Consider the following 19,525-nt stretch of genomic DNA (forward strand, 5'->3'; position numbering starts at 1 on the left):
AATTCTCTCCTAATGCTAATTCATAATCCTTCTTACAGCATAAATCTCTGGAATTTGCTTAATCCGTTCAACAACCTTCTGGAGATGACTCACATTATGAATTGCGATCGACATATGAATCGTTGCAGCCTTGTTACGATCTGAGCGTCCTGTTACAGTAGAGATATTTGTTTTTGTTTCATTCACTGCCTGAAGCACTTCATTTAATAATCCTCTGCGATCATAGCCAGTGATTTCAATTTCAACATTATATTCCTTGCGATCATTAAGGTCTGTTTCCCACTCTACTTGGATCAACCTTGCTTTGGCATCCTCTGTACCTATATTCGTACAATCCGCTCTATGAACAGAGACTCCTCTTCCCTTTGTGATAAAACCGACAATTTCATCACCTGGAACCGGATTGCAGCATCTTGATAAGCGGATAAGCAAATTATCAATTCCTGAAACTCTTACACCTGACTCACGTTTTCTGGATGGCGTAAAAGATTTTAATTCAGAGACTGCATCTGCAATGTCCTTATTCTGTTCTAAGTCACGTTTCTTCCGCCATTTCTCTGTTAAGCGATTCGCAACTTGAAGTGCAGTAATGCCATTGTAACCAACAGCCGCATACATATCTTCTTCACTAGCAAAGTTAAACTTGTCACTAACTCGCCTTACATTTTCATGTGTTAAGATTTCCTTCAAATCAAATTCCATTTGACGGATTTCTTTTTCAACCAATTCTTTTCCTTTTTCGAAATTCTCGTCTTTTCGTTGTTTCTTAAAGAACTGGCGAATCTTATTTTTAGCTTGATTTGATTGTGCTAGTTTAATCCAATCTTTGCTTGGCCCATATGAATGCTTGGAGGTTAATATTTCAATGATATCTCCTGTATTTAACTTATAATCTAAAGTGACCATTTTTCCATTAACTTTCGCGCCAATCGTCTTATTCCCGATTTCTGAGTGAATCCGATATGCAAAGTCAATGGGAACTGAACCAGCAGGCAGCTCAATCACATCGCCTTTTGGTGTAAAGACAAACACCATATCTGAGAACAAGTCCATTTTTAGAGACTCCATGAATTCTTCAGCATTCACAGTTGCATCTTGGAATTCTAGTATTTCTCTAAACCAATGAAGCTTCTCATCAAAAGAAGCCGATTCGTTCACTTGCTTTCCTTCTTTATACGCCCAATGTGCAGCAACCCCAAATTCAGCAATTCGATGCATTTCGATTGTTCGAATCTGTACCTCTAATGGATCACCTTTTGGCCCAATAACGGTAGTATGCAGGGATTGATACATATTTTGTTTCGGCATTGCGATATAGTCTTTGAAGCGACCTGGCATCGGCTTCCAATGAGTATGGATAATCCCTAAAACCGCATAACAATCTTTTATATTGTTTACAACAATACGAACAGCCAATAGATCATATATTTCATTGAACTGTTTGTTTTGGAGTGCCATCTTCCGATAAATGCTATAAATATGTTTCGGTCGACCAGAAATTTCAGCTTTGATATTCACATCTGTTAAACGATCGCTCATGACATTTATCACTTCATCTAAATACTGCTCTCGTTCAGCACGCTTCTTCTTCATCAAGTTAACAATGCGATAATACTGTTGTGGGTTCAGATACCTTAGTGCTGTATCTTCAAGCTCCCATTTAATTTTTGAAATCCCTAATCGATGAGCAAGCGGTGCAAATATTTCTAATGTTTCATTAGAAATTCTTCGTTGCTTCTCAGCAGGTAAATGCTTTAAAGTCCTCATATTATGAAGACGATCTGCAAGCTTAATAAGAATTACACGAATGTCTTGTGCCATTGCGACAAACATCTTGCGGTGGTTTTCTGCTTGTTGCTCTTCTTGTGACTTGTATTTAATCTTCCCAAGTTTAGTTACACCATCTACAAGCATGGCCACTTCTTCGTTAAAACTTTCCTTAATATCCGCTAATGTCACTTCCGTATCCTCAACAACATCATGTAAAAAGCCTGCTGCGACAGTTGACGGATCCATCTCCAAATCAGCTAGGATGCCAGCAACTTGAATTGGATGGATAATATATGGCTCACCTGATTTGCGATATTGTTCACTGTGAGCATGTTTTGCATATTCATATGCCTCTTTGACAAATTGTGACTGATCCTCATTTAAATACTGCCTGATTCGCTCAATTACTTGCTCAGCTGTCAGGACTTGATCGTGCGCCATGGAATCACCTTATCCCAAAAAATTTCATTCCCATTAACTTTTCCGTTTAACAAAACAATTTATCTATCCTTGCAACGAACTATGAAATATAGTATCGATTATTTTATTGTAATTGTTACTATTATCGAAAAAAAATGCGTGCTTGTAAAGAGAAAGCCTGTTATTTTTATGGAAAAAAACTCGAAAGTTGTCGAAACTAATCGATTTCACTACTATATCTTATCTATTTTTGTAAAAAATGTATATCTTATAGCGATTAGAAATCGAAAGACTAGTATAGATTCTAAAAAATAAGTAACATAGCCACCACTCATATGGACATGTAGATCCTTCAGAATCCACAAAAAAAGTGCTATTCAGCACTTACATTATTGATAAACGCTCAGATACGTCCTTGTTTGGCACAAAAATTCCTTTAAAAAACTAGTCTCTGACAAGCGTTATCTAAAAAGCTCTAAGGGTTTTCCCTGTCTCTAAAATCTCCCTAAAAACATGTAGACAAAGTCAAAATCGACTTTGTCTACATTCTCAGAGTGCTAGTTAAGGACTCTACTACTGTTTATTGATTAATATTTCATTAATGTTAATACATCATATTTTTCAAGCTTTTCACGACCATCTAAGTATGTTAACTCAATTAAGAAGGCAATTCCTGCAACAACTCCACCAAGTTCTTCTACTAATTTGATTGTCGCTTCAATCGTACCACCTGTTGCAAGTAAATCATCTGTAATCAAAACGCGTTGACCAGGTTTAATTGCATCTTTATGAATGGTTAGTACATCTTTCCCATACTCTAAACCGTAATCAACTTTAACAGTCTCTCTCGGTAGCTTCCCTTCTTTACGAACCGGTGCAAAACCAACTCCTAAAGAATAAGCGACAGGACAGCCGATAATGAAACCGCGTGCTTCTGGGCCAACAACTAAGTCAATCTTCTTCTCACGAGCGTAAGAAACAATTTGATCCGTTGCATATTTATATGCATCGCCATTATCCATTAATGTAGTAATATCCTTGAATTTAATGCCTGGTTTCGGCCAATCCTCAACGATTGTTATAAATTTCTTTAAATCCATTTATCCAATTGCCTCCTCGGACTTCTCAGTGTTCACAAACCATTCATCCATTTGCTTTTTCAAATGGTGATATGGTGAATAGATTAAGTCATTCTCAAGCTCATATAATCGTTGTCTATTCCTATATGTTTGTGAATCTGTCAAATCACGTTTGTTTGCAGATTTATTTATAAAAATAACTCCACTCTCTATTGTAACAAAATCTAACTCAAAAAACACTGTCGACATAAAATCAATTGAATCTTTGCTCCAACCTTTGTATTTTGCTAATTTGTCTCCTAGCTCGCTAACATTAAACGGGCTCTTCTTCGCTAAAAAGGCATAGTACCATTTAAAGTGTTCTCTTGTAGGCATCGTACTGAAGAACGCATCTCCCTCATGATAGAAATGTGCATATACCCGTTCTGGAGATTTTTCATTGAAAAGAGCTGCAAATACTTGTTTTGTAGGAGGCAAATCAACCAATATGACATTTTGTCCGTCAATATCCAAATCCATTGCATCTTGTTCAGTTTGAATCAAGGTTACCTGCTCGACTTCGAGCTCAAACCGTTCTATATGCTTTTCTTGGAAGAAAACCCATAAACCTTTTTCCTTTGGGACAGAGCTTTTCAATTTATCAAAGCTCTTTAATCCACGCACATCATACAGTTGCCATGATTTAATTGATAAATCTTGGACAAAAATTTGCGGTTTACGAATATTATTCCATTCATTGATCGATAATTCCCCAATCACCGAAACCTCTGAATTTGGTGCAATTTCATCTGCTAAATGGCCGATTGAAAACCCGACCCCGTCAAGCTGCACACCCTTATTGTCTAATAATAGTTTTAAATGGTCTTTGTTTGCCCCAATTTTTTTAAACTGCGCCAACTGAACATCCTTGATTAATACTTTTGGCTTTGGATTGTCCATTCCATATGGTGCTAGTAATTGAAGTTCCTCAATCGTCGATAAACGGATATCCTCTAATAGTATCTGCTCATCAATAAAGGTAATAGGAGTAAAATCCTCTTCAGTTAACTGGCTTTGTATTAATTCGATCATCCTACCTCGAAGTTCGTCCACATCATTCAATGACAAGGTCATTCCCGCAGCCATAGGATGTCCACCAAAATGAGGAAGAATATCTCGACAAGTGGATAAATTTTCAAAAAGATCAAAGCCTGCGATGCTTCGTGCTGACCCCTTTGCAACGCCTTTTTCAGGATCGAAGCTAAGTACAATTGCAGGGCGGTAGTACTTCTCCACAAGTTTAGAAGCAACGATTCCAATGACACCGGCATTCCATCCTTCTTTACCAATGACAATGACTGGGTATTCATCCGTAGGATACTGTGATTCAATCATGTCCATCGCTTCTTTTGTAATCATGCTAACAATGGATTGGCGTTCTTTATTCATTTGTTCGATTTCCTCTGCAATCATTGCTGCCTCGTCTACATCCTCGATTAGCAATAAGTCGACAGCTGGATCAGCACTAGCTAATCGCCCAACCGCATTTATTCTTGGCCCGATGAAGAAACCGATTGTCTCTTCATTAATTTTAGCTGGATCTGTCCCAGATAGGTTAAGCAGTGTTTTTAAACCGACATTTCTTGTTCTTTGCAGTGCTTGAATCCCTTTTTTGGCAATTAATCGGTTTTCTCCTGTTAAAGAGACTAGATCTGCAATAGTACCAATCGCAGCAAATTCTAATAAATGTTCAGGTACCTTGCCATATAACGCATGTGCTAGTTTAAATGCAACCCCAACTCCTGCCAACTCACGAAAAGGGTAAGTGCTTCCTTCAAGCTTTGGATGAATAATCGCAAGTGCTTCTGGCAATTCTGGTCCGGGCTCGTGATGATCGGTAATGATCAAATCTAATCCTAATTCAGCAGCTACCTTAGCCTCATTAACGGCAGAAATACCTGTATCAACGGTAATCAATAACCGGATTCCTATATCCATCGCATATTCAAACGCCCCTACATTCGGTCCATAGCCTTCTGTGAATCGATTCGGGATATAAAATTGCACATCTGCACCTAAATCTTGCAAGGTCCGCATCATAATAGTAGTGCTTGTTACTCCATCTGCATCATAATCACCAAAGATCATGATTGGTTCCTGTTGTGCGATTGCTTCTTTAATTCTTTCAACCGCCCGCTCCATTCCATTCATTAAAAATGGGTCATGAAACGATTGTTCTTCTTCATATAAAAAATACCGTGCTGACTCAACGGTATCCATTCCGCGTTTAACTAACAATGAAGCAACGATTGGTGTAATCGCTAATTCTGTTGCTATTAAATTTGCTTTCTCTTGGTCTTGTTCTTGAACAATCCAACGTGATTTTGAATGGATCATACATTCACCCCTCAACCCATCTAGTATATAAAATCTGTGCTTTCCTTTCAATAGAATGCATCTCATTTATGTCTTACTAGAATCTTTCAAGAATGTGATCACTTTTATAAATTCGTCTTCTTGATTAATTTTAAAATAATCTTGAAAAGGATCACCACGTTCCTCAATTTTCTTTTTCACATTACAGATATTGAAATCATCAATTGATAATGTTTCTGTAATTTCATCCCAGAATAAAGGGGTTGCGACATTGCCCTCGTTATTCCCCCTAGGTGAATAAGGCGCGATTATAGTTTTTCCTTCCCCATGCTGCAAATAATCGATATATAACCGATTGCCACGGTTTTTCTTCAGCCTTTCCAAAGTGAATAAGCTTGGAGAGACAGACACAATATAGTTTGCGATAAAAGCAGTGAACAGTCGAGTATCATCGTATGTAAACCGGTCGCTGTTTAAGGGGATATGTATTTGTAGCCCTTTGCTTCCAGATGTTTTCACAAATGAAATTAGCTGTAACTCATCAAGTATGACTTTAATGGATCGGGCCGCTTTTATGGCATAGGAAAAGTAATCTTTCGAAGGTGGATCAAGATCAAAGACAATTTCACTCGGATGATGTTGATTGTACGTTTGATACGGAATATGAAATTCAAGCGCTATCTGATTGCCTAGCCAGAGGAGTGCTTTCAAGTCATTACAAAGAATATAGTCAATCCCGTCATTCTGGTGCGTTTCTATAAAACGAGGAGCGTACTCTGGGCAGTTCTTTTGAAAAAAGGATTCTCCTAACAAGCCGTGTGGATAACGAATCACGGTTAAAAGACGATCTTTTAGAAACGGCAACATTTTAGGGGCTATATCCTGCAAATAATGAATATAAGCCATTTTATCAATTGGTTTCACTGACCAGATTGGTTTATCCGGGCTTGTAATCTGAAGATCTCCAGGAAAACTTCTACTATTATGAACAAATTTCTCATACGAACAGTCTTGAGGCTTTAAATCAAAGCGAAACTGAGAAAATTGTGTTTCCCTCATTTGTCCTTTAAGCACATTTAAATAATATATATTCGCACAAATTGCTGGTGCAATCTTAATGAATTGTTGGTTTTCGTCTACCTTATTTCCCCTCATAATTTGAAGTAAATTCTCTTTTTGTTCCTTCGTGATTCCAGCTAAAAATTGTCCGATCTGCTTGATGTTTTCTCCTTCATAAACAGAGCATGTAAAATACCCATTCTCTTTGTAATAAGCTGTAATGAAGCATGTCGCTACTTTCCAATTTTTTATTTTCAGCCACTTAGTCGTACGCTTTCCTTCCTCATACAAGCTACTTACTCTTTTTGCGACAATCCCTTCACCATTCTCCAGCTTCACTCTTTCCATTAATGATTCTGCATCACTATAAAACGGAATCAATTGCAGCAAACAGTCTGAATATGGATTAGGTGTGGTTATAAAACCACAGCTCTCTATGACCTGTTTTAATATTGACTTTCTTTTTTTATATGTCTTTTTCGTTTGGTCTTCTCCTTTTAATACACATACATCAAAAACGAGCAGTCGACATGGAAAGCGCTCCGCTTCTACAAGAATTCGTTTTTCTGAACGCAATTTACCTCTTCTTTGAATGCCCTCATAGTCTGCGGCATAAGGATGAAGAAGCTGTACAAGTTCACAATCAACTTGAAAAGGTATATAACGCTGTAATCTTTCCTTATTCTGATCAATAAACGATTTGATCTCTGGAAATTGTGGGAGTAAGTCTTTACCATTACGGCTAAGAAGACGGATTTCTTTATCCCAATCGAGGATTGCCCGGTAACCATCGTACTTCACTTCGTAGTGCCATTCTTTACCTTGTGGAACTTCAAACGCAAGACTAAGTAGCATCGGTTTCACGATCTTCAACTCCTTAGCTTTAAGTATTTGCAATTGGCAACATTTCAATAGCGTAATGAATCAAGTTTATGAAAACGATAAGTACAAATAGTAAAATACGGAGGGAAGAAGCATGCATACTATTTGGAAAGGAAACATTAGTTTCGGGTTAGTCAATATTCCGATAAAACTACATTCGGCGACAGAAGATAAAGATGTAAAGTTAAGAAGTTTACACAAAAAATGTCATTCGCCAATAAAATATGAAAAGGTTTGTCCCGTTTGCGAGGTTGAGATTGAACAAAAGGATATTGTCAAAGGCTATGAATACACAAAAGGGAAGTTTGTACTGATAGAAGAAGAGGAGTTAGAAAAGCTGAAGAAGGAAACGACGAGCAAATCTGTCGAAATAATTGATTTTGTAAAAATAGAGGAAATTGATCCGATTTATTTTGACCGTTCTTATTATTTATCTCCTGGGGATGGTGGAACGAAGGCGTATGCGCTGTTAAGAGAAGCGCTTGTAGACTCGAAAAAGGTTGGACTCGCAAAGATTATGATCCGTTCGAAAGAACAGCTTGCCGTTGTCCGTATTTATAACAATACGCTTGTGATTGAAACGATTCACTATCCTGATGAAGTAAGAAGCACAGAAAATGTTCCAAATGTCCCTAATGAAGAAAAACTTACAAAGAAAGAATTGGACACGGCGAAACTATTAATTGACCAATTAACAACGACATTTGATCCAACAAAATATACAGATGATTATCGGACTGCTTTAATGGAGTTAATCGATGCAAAACAAAACGGCAATGAATATGTAACGGAGAGTGTTAAGCCAGCACCTGATTCTAATGTAACGGACCTAATGGCTGCACTTCAAGCTTCAATTGACCGAACAAAGCCTACAAAAAAAAGAACAACTCGAAAAAAGCGAGCAACTCCTAAAAAGAAGGAAGCCTAAGAATAAGATGATTTGACAATAGGTAAGGGTGGAGACGCAATGCTCCACCCTTACCTATTGAAGCCCTAAATGTGGTAATGCAACATCACTATAAATTCATTTGTACACAAACATTTCCAGTTCTTTTAAATTTTTTATTTAGAATTTAAATACTCTTCTATTTCGGCATCATAATGATTAACTAATAAAGTATTGGTAGAAGGAGTATTAGGATCAACTATTGTTTCCTTCAACGTAGCACTTAGTGAAATGATCATAACAGCCATTTCCACACAGCAACAGTAAATTATTTCCTTTAATTCACTTCCTCCTTTATCTCAAATAACTCCAATAAATACTAACACTACAATGATGCCAACGATTGTTATTAATTCAAAATCGAGACATTTTCCAATTATACTACACCAATTTAATCATTCATTATGTTATTCCTGTTTTTATTGTGTTTATTGTAAAAAAATGAAAAAAGTAGAATCTCCCTAAATCTTGTATAGTGAATAAAATACCATATATAATACTCTATTATATAGCACAAAAAGAGCTGATGCTTTCGCATCAGCTCTTTCTCTTTATACTTGTGGTTCATCCGTTGTTTTCTTTTTCTCTTTATACGTGATTAAGACGCCTTTTTTCTTAAGCTCTTGACCTTTCCAAACTAACCATAGCTGTGCAGCCAAGAAGATGGAAGAGTACGTACCAGCAATCAATCCGATTAATAGGGCAATATTAAAGTTGCGGATTGCTTCACTTCCAAAGATAAGCAATGCAAGTACAGCAAGCAACACGGTAATAATTGTATTCAAAGAACGGCCAAGTGTTTGGCGTAAACTCTTGTTTGCAATTTCAACAAGTTCAGAGAACTCTTTGATTTTTCTCTTTCTATTCATATTCTCACGAATACGGTCAAACGTTACAATCGTGTCGTTGATCGAGTAACCAATAATCGTAAGAACAGCTGCGATAAAGGTTAAATCAGCTTCTAGTCTTGTCAAACTAAAAATAACGATGATAAAGAATGCATCATGCAACAATGAAACAATCGCAGCAAATGCCATTCGCATTTCAAAGCGAATCGACACATAAATAATGATTCCAATCGATGCGATTGCCAATGCAATTAAAGCATTTCTCGCAATCTCTTTCCCTACAGCTGGTGACACTGTACTAATATTTGGTTCAGCCCCATACATCTCGGCAAAGTGATTTTTTAATTCAGCGATTTCATCCATTGTTAGAACATCTTTCGTACGAGCAACACCGATTTCACTATTTGTACCTGAAAGTACGATGTCACTTGTTTCAATGCCCATTTCTGCTAAGTTTGCTTGATATTCCTCAACAGATATTGTGTTTTCAGAAATTTGTTCGATACGAGTTCCTTGTGAGAAATCAATGCTCAAATTTAACCCAAAGAAGCCGAGGACAACAATTCCGAGAGCAATTAATGTTCCAGACAACGTAAAGAATTTTTTGCGATGTTTTACGAAGTCGATTTTATCAAACTTCGTAGGCAAATCAATTGTGTCCACATTATCTGCGATGTTGTGAATCTCATGTTTTTTCACACCGAACCAGCCTAAACGCTTGTTCAATGTATTGCTATTTACCCATAGGCCAAGCAATAATCTTGTACCATACACCGAAGTGATAAAGCTGACGAGAATACTTAAAATTAGCGTAGTAGCAAACCCTTTTACAGAGCTTGTCCCGTAAATAAATAACACACCCGCAGCTAATAAAGTCGTTAAGTTCGCATCAATAATCGTAGACAGTGAGTTTTTCGATCCCACTTGGAATGCCGATTTTAACGAACGGCCTACTTTAATTTCCTCACGAATTCTTTCGAAAGCGATGATGTTTGCATCAACCGCCATCCCTACCCCAAGAATTAATGCGGCAATCCCTGGAAGAGTTAAAACTGCATTCATCCAGTTAAATACAACAAGCGTTATAAATAGATAAATCGTTAATGTAACAGCAGCAATGAAACCAGGGAAACGGTAATATGCAATCATAAATACAAAAATTGCAATAACCCCAATAATACCACCAATAATTGTTTTATCAAGCGCTGTTTCACCGAACTGTGCACCAACAGAGGTTGAATATACTTCTTCTAATTCAACTGGCAAAGAACCAGCGTTTAAAAGATCAGCAAGTGTTTGTGCTTCTTGCACTGTGAAACTACCTCTAATTGTAACGTCAGTACTATTAATAACCTCGTCAACACTCGGTGATGAAATTAACCTTGGATTATCCGTTAAACGTGCTTCTTGGAAAGAGTCTCCTTCTTCAAAATCCAACCACATTGCTAGGATATTATCTCTTGGTGCCATTGCTAAAATCTCTCGTGTTACTTGTCCAAATTGATTTGCATCTTTAAGTTTAACCACAACATTCGGTCTTCCCATATCATCAAAGGATTGAGAGGCACCGCCTTCTTGTAGATCACTACCATCAAGCTTCACAACGTCATTAACGTCCCTAAACGTTAAGTGCGCTTCTGTTGAGAGCATTTCACGGGCTTGGTTTTGGTCTGTGACACCCGCTAATTGAACACGAACGCGGTTGTCGCCTTCGATTTGAATGTTTGGTTCACTAACTCCAAGGACGTTAATCCGACGGTCTAGTGACTGGACAGTACTGTTCAATACATCTTGTGTGACAGCTGAGCCATCTCTTGTTTCAACTTCGTAAAGAACCTCGAATCCTCCTTGCAAGTCAAGACCGAGCTTAACATCCTTTAAGATTCCGTTCGACGTAAACCCCATTAAACTCCCAAATAACACAAGGATGAGGAAGAATGAAACGATTCTACTACGTTTTACCATTATGTATAGTTCCTCCTTAAAAAGAGAAAGCGTGTGAATTCATCAAAAGAATGACAAATTCCCTATGCTTTCTTTACCCTAAATACCAATATTACCATTATGAAACAGATTGAAAGACGTGTCAATTTGTTCTATTTGTATTCTTGCTGTGTTTAGTTCACTTGAATAAATCTTTTAGATCATCATCCATTGAAAATTCTGTACTTTTAAATGCTTCAACCGTTGTATAGTTAATAAAATCGCCAACCTTCACTTCCATAATTTCTTCAACAATACGGTAAAGCCTAATCTCATCTGCTGGCTTCTTCCACTTTTTCTTTGTTAAGTAATCCCACAATGCATCTTCTGTCACGTTATCATAGCCATAAAAAGAAAACTCTTCTAGCTTGCTTTGCAGCGCTGGTATCACTTGAGGGCGGTAAAGATCATAGCGATGTTCATTGTCCATCTATTTAGCCTCCATCTCCAATTCAATCAAATCCAAATCTATACAAAAATTACTAGATGCTTGTCATGCTTTGTCCACTTTCATGCATATAGATTAATTGTATATGATTCCATGTTTTTTGAGAAGGTAGGGAATGAAATGTCGAAATTTATTAAGGGAACTTTGATACTACTAGCAGCCGGACTAGTAACGAGAGTCCTTGGGTTTATCAATCGCATCTTTATTGCTAAATCAATTGGGGCCGAGGGCGTTGGCCTTTATATGATGGCATTTCCTACATTTATACTTGTTGTGACGATCACTCAATTCGGATTGCCAGTGGCAATCTCTAAAAGTGTTGCAGAGGCAGAGGCTCGAGGGGACACAAGAAAAACAAAAAAGATCCTTGTTGTGTCTCTGACAACAACATTAGCGTTATCCGCTATTTTCACACCAGCCCTTTTACTATTAGCGCCTGTGCTTTCAGAAACATTATTTACTGATCAAAGAACGTATTTACCGTTGCTTGCGATCGCACCAGTTGTTCCTGTTATCGCTGTATCCTCCGTTTTACGTGGATACTTCCAAGGTAAGCAAAACATGAAGCCAGCCGCTCTCTCTCAGCTACTTGAACAAGTTGTACGAATCACTTTAATCGCCACAATGACAAAGGCATTTTTACCTTATGGAATTGAATATGCAGCAGCTGGCGCGATGCTTGCAGCTGTCGCAGGAGAAATTATTTCCCTTATTTACTTATTAACTGCCTTTAAATTGAAGAAACATTTCCGCCTTCGAAAACAATTTTTTCAATACATTCATACAGGAAAGTCAACCTTCAAAGAATTAATGAATGTAGCGGTACCTACAACAGGGAGTCGAATGATTGGTTCTGTTGCTTGGTTTTTTGAGCCGATCGTCGTTGCACATAGTCTTGCAATCGCTGGTGTAACAACAGTCGTTGCAACGCAAAGTTACGGGGCATTAACAGGATTTGCAATGCCGCTACTTATGCTCCCATCATTTATTACACTTGCATTGTCAACGTCACTTGTACCTGCAATAAGTGAAGCCCATTCATTAAAAAACATGAAATTAATTGAGTATCGTTTACAGCAGGCGTTGAAGGTCGTCTTTTTAACAGGCGGTTTATCCGTCATTATTTTATTTGTATTAGCAGAACCTTTGATGGAGGTCATTTATGGTTCAAAAACAGGAAGTGGCTTTGTAAAGCTAATGGCCCCCTTTTTCTTACTTTACTATTTCCAGGGTCCACTTCAAGCCGCATTACAGGGACTTGACTTAGCAAGAGCAGCGATGATCAATAGTTTAATTGGTGCCATTGTAAAAACCGTAGTCATCTTTTTATTAGCGAGCCAGGCCTCATTTGGAATCAATGGAGTTGCTCTAGGAATCCTAACAGGCTTCGTCCTCGTTACCGTGCTCCATTTAGCTACCTTAATGAAAAAAATCGCGTTAACGATCTATATACGTGATTATGTAAAAACCTTTATAGCAATTGGTATTTCAGGTTATCTTGGTCATATGCTCTATCCATTTCTATTACAAGATTTAGGACAAACACTAGCAGTTCTACTAACAATCATTGCGATCTCTCTCACTTATATTGCTCTAATGTTCATTCTTCGTTTAATCAAAAAAGAAGATGTCATCCATATTCCTTGGATAGGAAAACCACTTTCAAAGCTTGTCTTTTAAGTTAAATCTTTTAGATCTATATAAAATTGGCCACTTTCATAAGAACAAAATGAAATATGTTCATAACTTGAATGGCCAATTTTTTTTAATTCTTTCTTTAACCATAGTTCTGATTTTTGAATCTCTTCTAGACCATCCTTCTGTAGCTTTCCATCGACAATTAATGGGATCGTAAATTCACCTTTTGCATCGTCTTTTAAAAATACAGAAAGATTTCCTGACGATTCTAAAATTGCAAAATCAACATCAGATATTTTAGCAACATCCTTTTCTCGTAACTGCAAAAGTAAATCATCAAAATTGTATCGTTGTTTTCTCATCGCATTTTCATCAATTTTTCCTTTGTTTATAATAATTGATGGTACACCATCAACAAAATCTCTAAACTTTTTACTCTTCAATGATATATAAGCAAAGAAGATTTGTGCCACCATTAAAACAATCATAGGTAGAACATTTTTAAAGATATGCTCATCCGGTTTTTCAATCGCTACTACAGCCAACTCCGCGATCATAATTGAGACAACAATATCTAACACACCTAGCTCACCAATCTCTCTTTTACCCATGATGCGATAAATAACTGAAATAATACCATACAATATTAAAGTCCTAAACACAACCGTTATATATTCTTCCATTGTAAGCTCTCTCCTTCAATGCACACTCCCCTTAGTCTCAACTATCCAGAAGAAAGATATGAGCTTTTTCTTGAAAATAAACGATTCTAAATTTAATGTTTAACGAATATGCATGTACTAGGAAGGCATGTACGAACCTGTCGTCTATGTACTGTTTTAATTGAAGAAGGGAGTTGGTCCAAATCGAAGAATCAAAGCAATTTGGTAGGGCAGTTTTGCATGGGAATATTACGATCTTTGCGATCGCCATTATTAGCAGTCTCATTATCTCATTATTGCTTCGCTTCACGTCAGTTCAAGAGGCTTCACTTCATTACGTCATAACAGCCATTTCATTTATTGCCATTTTTATCGGTGGATTTATTGCAGGTGGAAAAGGAAAGGAAAGAGGATGGTTATTAGGAGGACTCACTGGGCTAATTTATGCAGTGATCATCTTCCTCTTTCAATTTCTAGGATTTGACCGCTTGTTTGATTTAGAACAAATCGTTTATACAATTTGCTATATATTGATATGTATGATGGGTGGAATTCTAGGAGTTAATATGAGTAATACAAGAGCATCTAAATAAGAATAACTCGCCAATTATAAGATGATGACCACAAAAAGACTATATGTTGTGGGATTCGAATAGAAACAGTCTGTAGGATCGCAATCGATCAGACAAATATCCAGACTAGAAAATCACGCATCATCAATTTATCGAACAGTAGATATATATTCTAGACTGTTATTGACAAAAGCTTGCATACGTCGTCGCTTTTGATCTCGTTTGTCGCATAATGGCCCTAGTCTTCTATTCAGTTCTTAGTTCGACCGTAGAGCTAATAAACCAAGCGTTTTCTAAAGAAATCCCCATTCTTTTAAATAGGAAAAGAGCGAATCAATTAAATTGACTCGCTCTTTCTTTGATTAGTTAATATCACCAGCTGCTGATTCAGTTACTTCACGAATTGCTGCACGGTCATATGTAAGACGACTTCCGTCACCACATTTGATGACAATTTTATCTTCATCAATCGCATCTACAAAACCATGTAGACCACCGATTGTGATGACTTTATCTCCCTTACGTAAGTCATTTTGCATTTGCTGTACTGCTTTTTGTCGCTTTTGTTGCGGACGAATTAACAAGAAGTAAAACAAAACAAACATAAGGATTAACGGTGCTAATGTACCTAACATTTCCATTCTCATTTCCCCTCCTTTCAAGTATTAAAATCAAGCATTAAAAGTTCTTCGCATCAGGTTTATTGAATCCATATTTTTCAAAGAATTCTTCCCTAAAATCACCTAGCCGGTCTTCTCTAATTGCTTGTCTGACCTGCTCCATTAATTTTAACAGAAAATATAGGTTATGATAAGTTGTAAGTCTAATACCAAACGTTTCCTCACAACGAATCAGGTGACGAATATAGGCGCGTGAATAATTACGACAAGTATAGCAATCACAATTCTCGTCTAATGGACCAAAATCCTTCGCATATTTTGCATTTTTAACAACGAGTCTTCCTTCACTAGTCATTAAAGTGCCGTTTCTTGCAATACGAGTTGGCAGAACACAATCAAACATATCGACTCCTCGAATCGCACCATCGATCAAGGAATCTGGTGACCCTACACCCATTAAGTATCTTGGCTTATTCGTTGGAAGCAATGGTGTAGTAAAATCTAAAACTCGGTTCATTACATCTTTCGGTTCTCCAACTGAGAGTCCACCAATTGCATACCCAGGAAAATCTAATGAAACTAAGTCCTTCGCACTCTGTGTTCTTAGCTCCTCATATTCGCCACCTTGGACAATTCCGAATAATCCTTGATCCTCTGGACGTTTATGAGCAGTTAAACAGCGCTCTGCCCAACGTGATGTACGCTCAACAGACTTCTTCATATACTCAAAAGAAGCTGGATATGGTGGACATTCATCAAATGCCATCATGATATCTGACCCTAAAGAGTTTTGAATTTGCATCGCTTTTTCTGGAGATAGAAATAGCTTATCGCCATTCAGGTGATTTCGGAAATGAACTCCTTCTTCTTCAATTTTACGAAATTCACTCAAACTGAAAACTTGGAAACCGCCGGAATCAGTTAAAATTGCACGGTCCCAATTCATAAATTTATGAAGTCCTCCTGCTTGTTCCACGATTTCATGTCCTGGACGAAGCCATAAGTGATACGTATTGCTTAAAATGATACCTGCACCCATCTCCTTAAGATCTTCAGGTGACATTGTTTTGACAGTAGCAAGCGTGCCAACCGGCATAAAAACAGGCGTTTCAAATGAGCCATGTGGTGTGTGCACACGACCTAGTCTTGCACCTGTTTGCTTACATGTTTTAATTAATTCATAACGTATTGCAGTCAATGTTTGAACTCCTTCCAATGAGTGTTACAGAATTAGCATTGCGTCCCCGAAGCTAAAAAATCGATATCGCTCCTCCACAGCTAAACGATATGCATTTAATACATGCTCCCTACCTGCCAATGCACTAATTAACATGATAAGAGTTGACTTAGGTAAGTGGAAATTTGTAATCATCCCATCAATTGCTTTAAATTGGAACCCTGGAAAAATAAAAATAGATGTCCAGCCACTTGATTCCTTAAATAGTCCATCATACTTGGCAGTAATGGTTTCTAATGTACGTGTAGATGTTGTTCCTACACTAATAATTCTGCCACCGTTTTTTTTGGTATCATTTAATACGTTTGCTGTTTCCTGTGACATTGTATAATACTCAGCATGCATGTCATGCTCCATAATATCATCAACGCTTACAGGTCTAAAAGTACCTAAACCAACATGAAGCGTAATAAAGGTAATTTTAACACCCTTTGCTCTAATTCTCTCTAACAATTCATCCGTAAAATGCAAACCAGCTGTCGGTGCTGCAGCACTTCCACTTTCTTTTGCATAAACAGTTTGATAGCGATCTCGGTCATCTAATTGTTCTTTAATATATGGAGGGAGCGGCATTTCACCAAGTTGGTCAAGCACCTCGTAAAAAATTCCTTCATAGGTGAATTTTAGCTTACGACCACCTTGATCTGTAGTGGATATACATTCTGCTCGTAATAGGCCGTCACCAAACTCAATCACGGTTCCTTCCTTTACTCGCTTAGCAGGCTTAATCAACGTTTCCCAAGCATCTTCTTCCTCTTGCTTTAAAAGAAGCACCTCGATTTTCGCACCTGTCTCTTCCTTTTGACCGAATAAACGTGCAGGTAGCACCTTAGTATCATTTAATACAAGAACGTCTCCTGCTTGTAAATAATCGACGATATGTGAAAATGTGTTATGCTCTACCACACCTGTCCTACGATTAAGATGCATCAGCCGACTGCTTGTCCTATCTAACAATGGCGTTTGTGCAATAAGTTCTTCAGGTAATTCAAAATCAAATAAATCTACTCTCATATTGTCACCGACTTCTATTCTATCTCGTTAACGCATTCGGCCAATAAAATAAAATATGACCGACAAAAAGATACTCACAATGATTGATGTTACAATTGGAAAATAAAAGGTTGTATTGCCTTTTCTAATCACCAGATCTCCAGGTAACCTTCCAATTGGGAGGAAATGAGCTAATAACCCAATTCCAAAAATAATTGCACCGATGATCATTAGCCATTTTGCCAATGAGCAGGCACCTCCATTTGAAAATGTTTATAAGCAGAAGCCGTTACAATTCTTCCTCTTGGTGTACGCTGCAATAAGCCTATTTGCAATAAATAAGGCTCATAAACATCCTCAATTGTATTCGCTTCCTCACCAATCGTAGCTGCAACAGTATCAATTCCAACTGGACCACCACGAAACTTTTCAATCATGCCCTTTAACAACTTATGATCAACATGATCTAACCCTAACCGATCTACTTGCAGACGCTCCAACGCTTCATATGCAATGTTCTGGTCAATCGTTCCATTTCCTTTAACCTGAGCATAATCTCTTACTCTGCGTAATAGGCGGTTTGCTATTCTAGGCGTACCACGAGAACGCTTTGCTACTTCTATTGCCGCTTGATCATCGATCGGTGTTTGTAAAACATCTGCTGTACGAATCACAATCTCTTTAAGTTGCTTCTCGTTATAGTATTCCAAACGGGATACTACTCCAAACCTATCTCTTAAAGGTGCGGTTAGTGCTCCTGCCCTTGTAGTCGCCCCAACAAGTGTAAACGGCGGTAAATCTAGACGTACTGAGCGCGCACTCGGCCCTTTACCAATGACAATATCAAGACAGAAATCTTCCATTGCTGGATACAACACTTCTTCAATTGTTCTTGGTAAGCGGTGAATCTCATCGATGAATAGTAAGTCACCCGGTTCCAAAGCCGTTAAAATAGCAGCTAAATCTCCTGCTCTCTCAATAGCTGGTCCAGCAGTTGTTCTTATGTTTACATTCATTTCATTAGCAATAATCGTGGCTAATGTTGTTTTCCCTAACCCTGGTGGTCCATACAAAAGAACGTGATCGAGTGTTTCCTCACGGAGCTTTGCGGCTTCGATAAAGATTTTTAGATTGCCCTTTACTTGATCTTGACCAATATATTGTTGCAACGTTTGTGGACGAAGACTATATTCAAAGCCCGCTTCAGAATGGTCTGCTTCACTAGAAATGATTCTTTCATCCATCACGCATCACCTTCTCTATTTTAAAAGCTTCTGCAAAGCTTTTTTAATGTATTGATCAGTCGATAACTGCTCTGACTTCAATCCAGGGGTAATCTTCTTAATTTCTCGTTCTGAATATCCAAGTGCAAGCAATGCAAGAACTGCCTCTTCAAACTCTTGATCACTTGAGTGAATTTGTTCCACTTCTTGTGCTGGTGCAAAAAGATTCGGAAAGTAATCAGGTACGACATTTTGCAATTTCCCTTTAAGGTCTAGAATAATCTGCCTTGCTGTTTTCTTTCCAACACCAGGGAATTTCACGAGGAATGCCTCATCCTCATTTTCAATTGCCTGAACAACTTGTTCTGGCTGACCTGTTGCAAGAATAGCTAATGCACCCTTAGGTCCGATGCCAGTAACATTTAATAATTTTGTGAAAAGTATCTTTTCTTCCCTTGTTTGGAAGCCATATAAAGCAATTGCATCTTCTCTCACATAATGATACGTAAACACAAGGGTTTCTTTATTTTCTTCTAGTGAAAAAATAAATGGGTTCGGTGCAAAAATTTGATAACCAATCCCATGATGATCAATAACAACATATTCTGGACATAGATATGTAATTTGCCCTTTTATATAATCGTACACTTCCATTCGCTCCCCTAATTTGCTGTAACCCATTGTACCATACTAAATAAGAGAAAACGATGTAAAAATACACTAACCATCTAAGCAAATTTGATTGTTAGATGGTCAGGTTATCCTCAAAATTTTTTATATATAAACCGAA

Annotated in this window: 16 protein-coding genes; 3 read left to right on the forward strand and 13 right to left on the reverse strand. The window is 37.6% G+C overall.

What is annotated here, in order from left to right; translation table 11 throughout:
- Positions 1–15: 15 nt before the first annotated feature.
- The 4 genes from AC6F34_RS05840 to AC6F34_RS05855 all read right to left on the reverse strand — a co-directional run bounded on the left by AC6F34_RS05840 (position 16) and on the right by AC6F34_RS05855 (position 7,538).
- Positions 16–2,211 (reverse strand): RelA/SpoT family protein, encoded by a 2,196-nt coding sequence (locus AC6F34_RS05840; protein ID WP_500769883.1) that lies wholly within the window; start codon positions 2,209–2,211, stop codon positions 16–18.
- Positions 2,212–2,777: 566 nt separating this feature from the next.
- Positions 2,778–3,290, reverse strand: coding sequence for an adenine phosphoribosyltransferase (locus tag AC6F34_RS05845; RefSeq protein ID WP_500769885.1), 513 nt, complete (start codon positions 3,288–3,290; stop codon positions 2,778–2,780).
- A complete protein-coding gene (gene recJ, locus AC6F34_RS05850) occupies positions 3,291–5,645 on the reverse strand; it encodes a single-stranded-DNA-specific exonuclease RecJ (protein WP_500769887.1) in 2,355 nt (784 codons plus the stop codon).
- Between the two features lie 66 nt (positions 5,646–5,711).
- Positions 5,712–7,538: a DNA ligase D gene (locus tag AC6F34_RS05855; protein ID WP_500770161.1), complete on the reverse strand. Its 1,827-nt coding sequence runs from the start codon at positions 7,536–7,538 to the stop codon at positions 5,712–5,714.
- 121 nt (positions 7,539–7,659) lie between these two features.
- On the opposite strand from AC6F34_RS05855, the gene ku reads away from it, so the two are divergent.
- Positions 7,660–8,493, forward strand: coding sequence for a non-homologous end joining protein Ku (ku, locus tag AC6F34_RS05860; RefSeq protein WP_500769889.1), 834 nt, complete (start codon positions 7,660–7,662; stop codon positions 8,491–8,493).
- A 569-nt stretch (positions 8,494–9,062) separates the two neighbouring features.
- Here the strand turns inward: ku and secDF are convergent.
- Both secDF and AC6F34_RS05870 read right to left on the reverse strand, forming a co-directional pair.
- Complete coding sequence (gene secDF / locus AC6F34_RS05865) at positions 9,063–11,324, reverse strand: protein translocase subunit SecDF (RefSeq protein ID WP_500769891.1); 2,262 nt, start codon at positions 11,322–11,324, stop codon at positions 9,063–9,065.
- Positions 11,325–11,481: 157 nt separating this feature from the next.
- Entirely contained in the window at positions 11,482–11,772 is a 291-nt protein-coding gene (locus AC6F34_RS05870) for a post-transcriptional regulator (RefSeq protein WP_500769893.1), read from the reverse strand.
- A gap of 138 nt (positions 11,773–11,910) precedes the next feature.
- Here AC6F34_RS05870 and spoVB point away from each other — a divergent pair, with 138 nt between their 5' ends.
- Entirely contained in the window at positions 11,911–13,470 is a 1,560-nt protein-coding gene (gene spoVB / locus AC6F34_RS05875; protein ID WP_500769895.1) for a stage V sporulation protein B, read from the forward strand.
- On the opposite strand, the gene AC6F34_RS05880 is transcribed toward spoVB, so the two are convergent.
- Positions 13,467–14,111, reverse strand: a complete 645-nt coding sequence (locus AC6F34_RS05880) for a DUF421 domain-containing protein (protein ID WP_500769897.1) — start codon at positions 14,109–14,111, stop codon at positions 13,467–13,469. The two genes, spoVB and AC6F34_RS05880, sit on opposite strands and share 4 nt — an antisense overlap.
- 182 nt (positions 14,112–14,293) lie before the next feature.
- Between AC6F34_RS05880 and AC6F34_RS05885 the strand changes: the two genes are divergently transcribed.
- Entirely contained in the window at positions 14,294–14,683 is a 390-nt protein-coding gene (locus tag AC6F34_RS05885) for a TIGR04086 family membrane protein (protein ID WP_500770163.1), read from the forward strand.
- A 341-nt stretch (positions 14,684–15,024) separates the two neighbouring features.
- On the opposite strand, the gene yajC is transcribed toward AC6F34_RS05885, so the two are convergent.
- From yajC to ruvA, 6 genes are read right to left on the reverse strand one after another with little or no spacing between them, the layout of a single operon-like run.
- Complete coding sequence (yajC, locus tag AC6F34_RS05890; protein ID WP_500770165.1) at positions 15,025–15,303, reverse strand: preprotein translocase subunit YajC; 279 nt, start codon at positions 15,301–15,303, stop codon at positions 15,025–15,027.
- Between the two features lie 37 nt (positions 15,304–15,340).
- On the reverse strand, positions 15,341–16,480 hold the full coding sequence (gene tgt / locus AC6F34_RS05895) for a tRNA guanosine(34) transglycosylase Tgt (protein WP_500769899.1): 1,140 nt from the start codon (positions 16,478–16,480) through the stop codon (positions 15,341–15,343).
- Positions 16,481–16,504: 24 nt separating this feature from the next.
- The gene (gene queA / locus AC6F34_RS05900) at positions 16,505–17,533 is read right to left on the reverse strand and encodes a tRNA preQ1(34) S-adenosylmethionine ribosyltransferase-isomerase QueA (RefSeq protein WP_500769901.1); all 1,029 of its coding nucleotides are present in this window, start codon (positions 17,531–17,533) and stop codon (positions 16,505–16,507) included.
- Positions 17,534–17,560: 27 nt separating this feature from the next.
- Positions 17,561–17,743 carry a DUF2905 domain-containing protein gene (locus AC6F34_RS05905; protein ID WP_500770167.1) on the reverse strand — a complete coding sequence of 61 codons (183 nt, stop codon included), beginning with the start codon at positions 17,741–17,743 and terminating at the stop codon, positions 17,561–17,563.
- Positions 17,743–18,756, reverse strand: a complete 1,014-nt coding sequence (gene ruvB, locus AC6F34_RS05910; RefSeq protein ID WP_500769903.1) for a Holliday junction branch migration DNA helicase RuvB — start codon at positions 18,754–18,756, stop codon at positions 17,743–17,745. Before ruvB ends, AC6F34_RS05905 begins: the two co-directional genes overlap by 1 nt.
- Before the next feature lie 15 nt (positions 18,757–18,771).
- Positions 18,772–19,383 carry a Holliday junction branch migration protein RuvA gene (gene ruvA / locus AC6F34_RS05915; protein ID WP_500770169.1) on the reverse strand — a complete coding sequence of 204 codons (612 nt, stop codon included), beginning with the start codon at positions 19,381–19,383 and terminating at the stop codon, positions 18,772–18,774.
- Positions 19,384–19,525 lie beyond the last annotated feature (142 nt).

It is taken from the genome of Niallia sp. CD-39 (genome assembly GCF_059874745.1).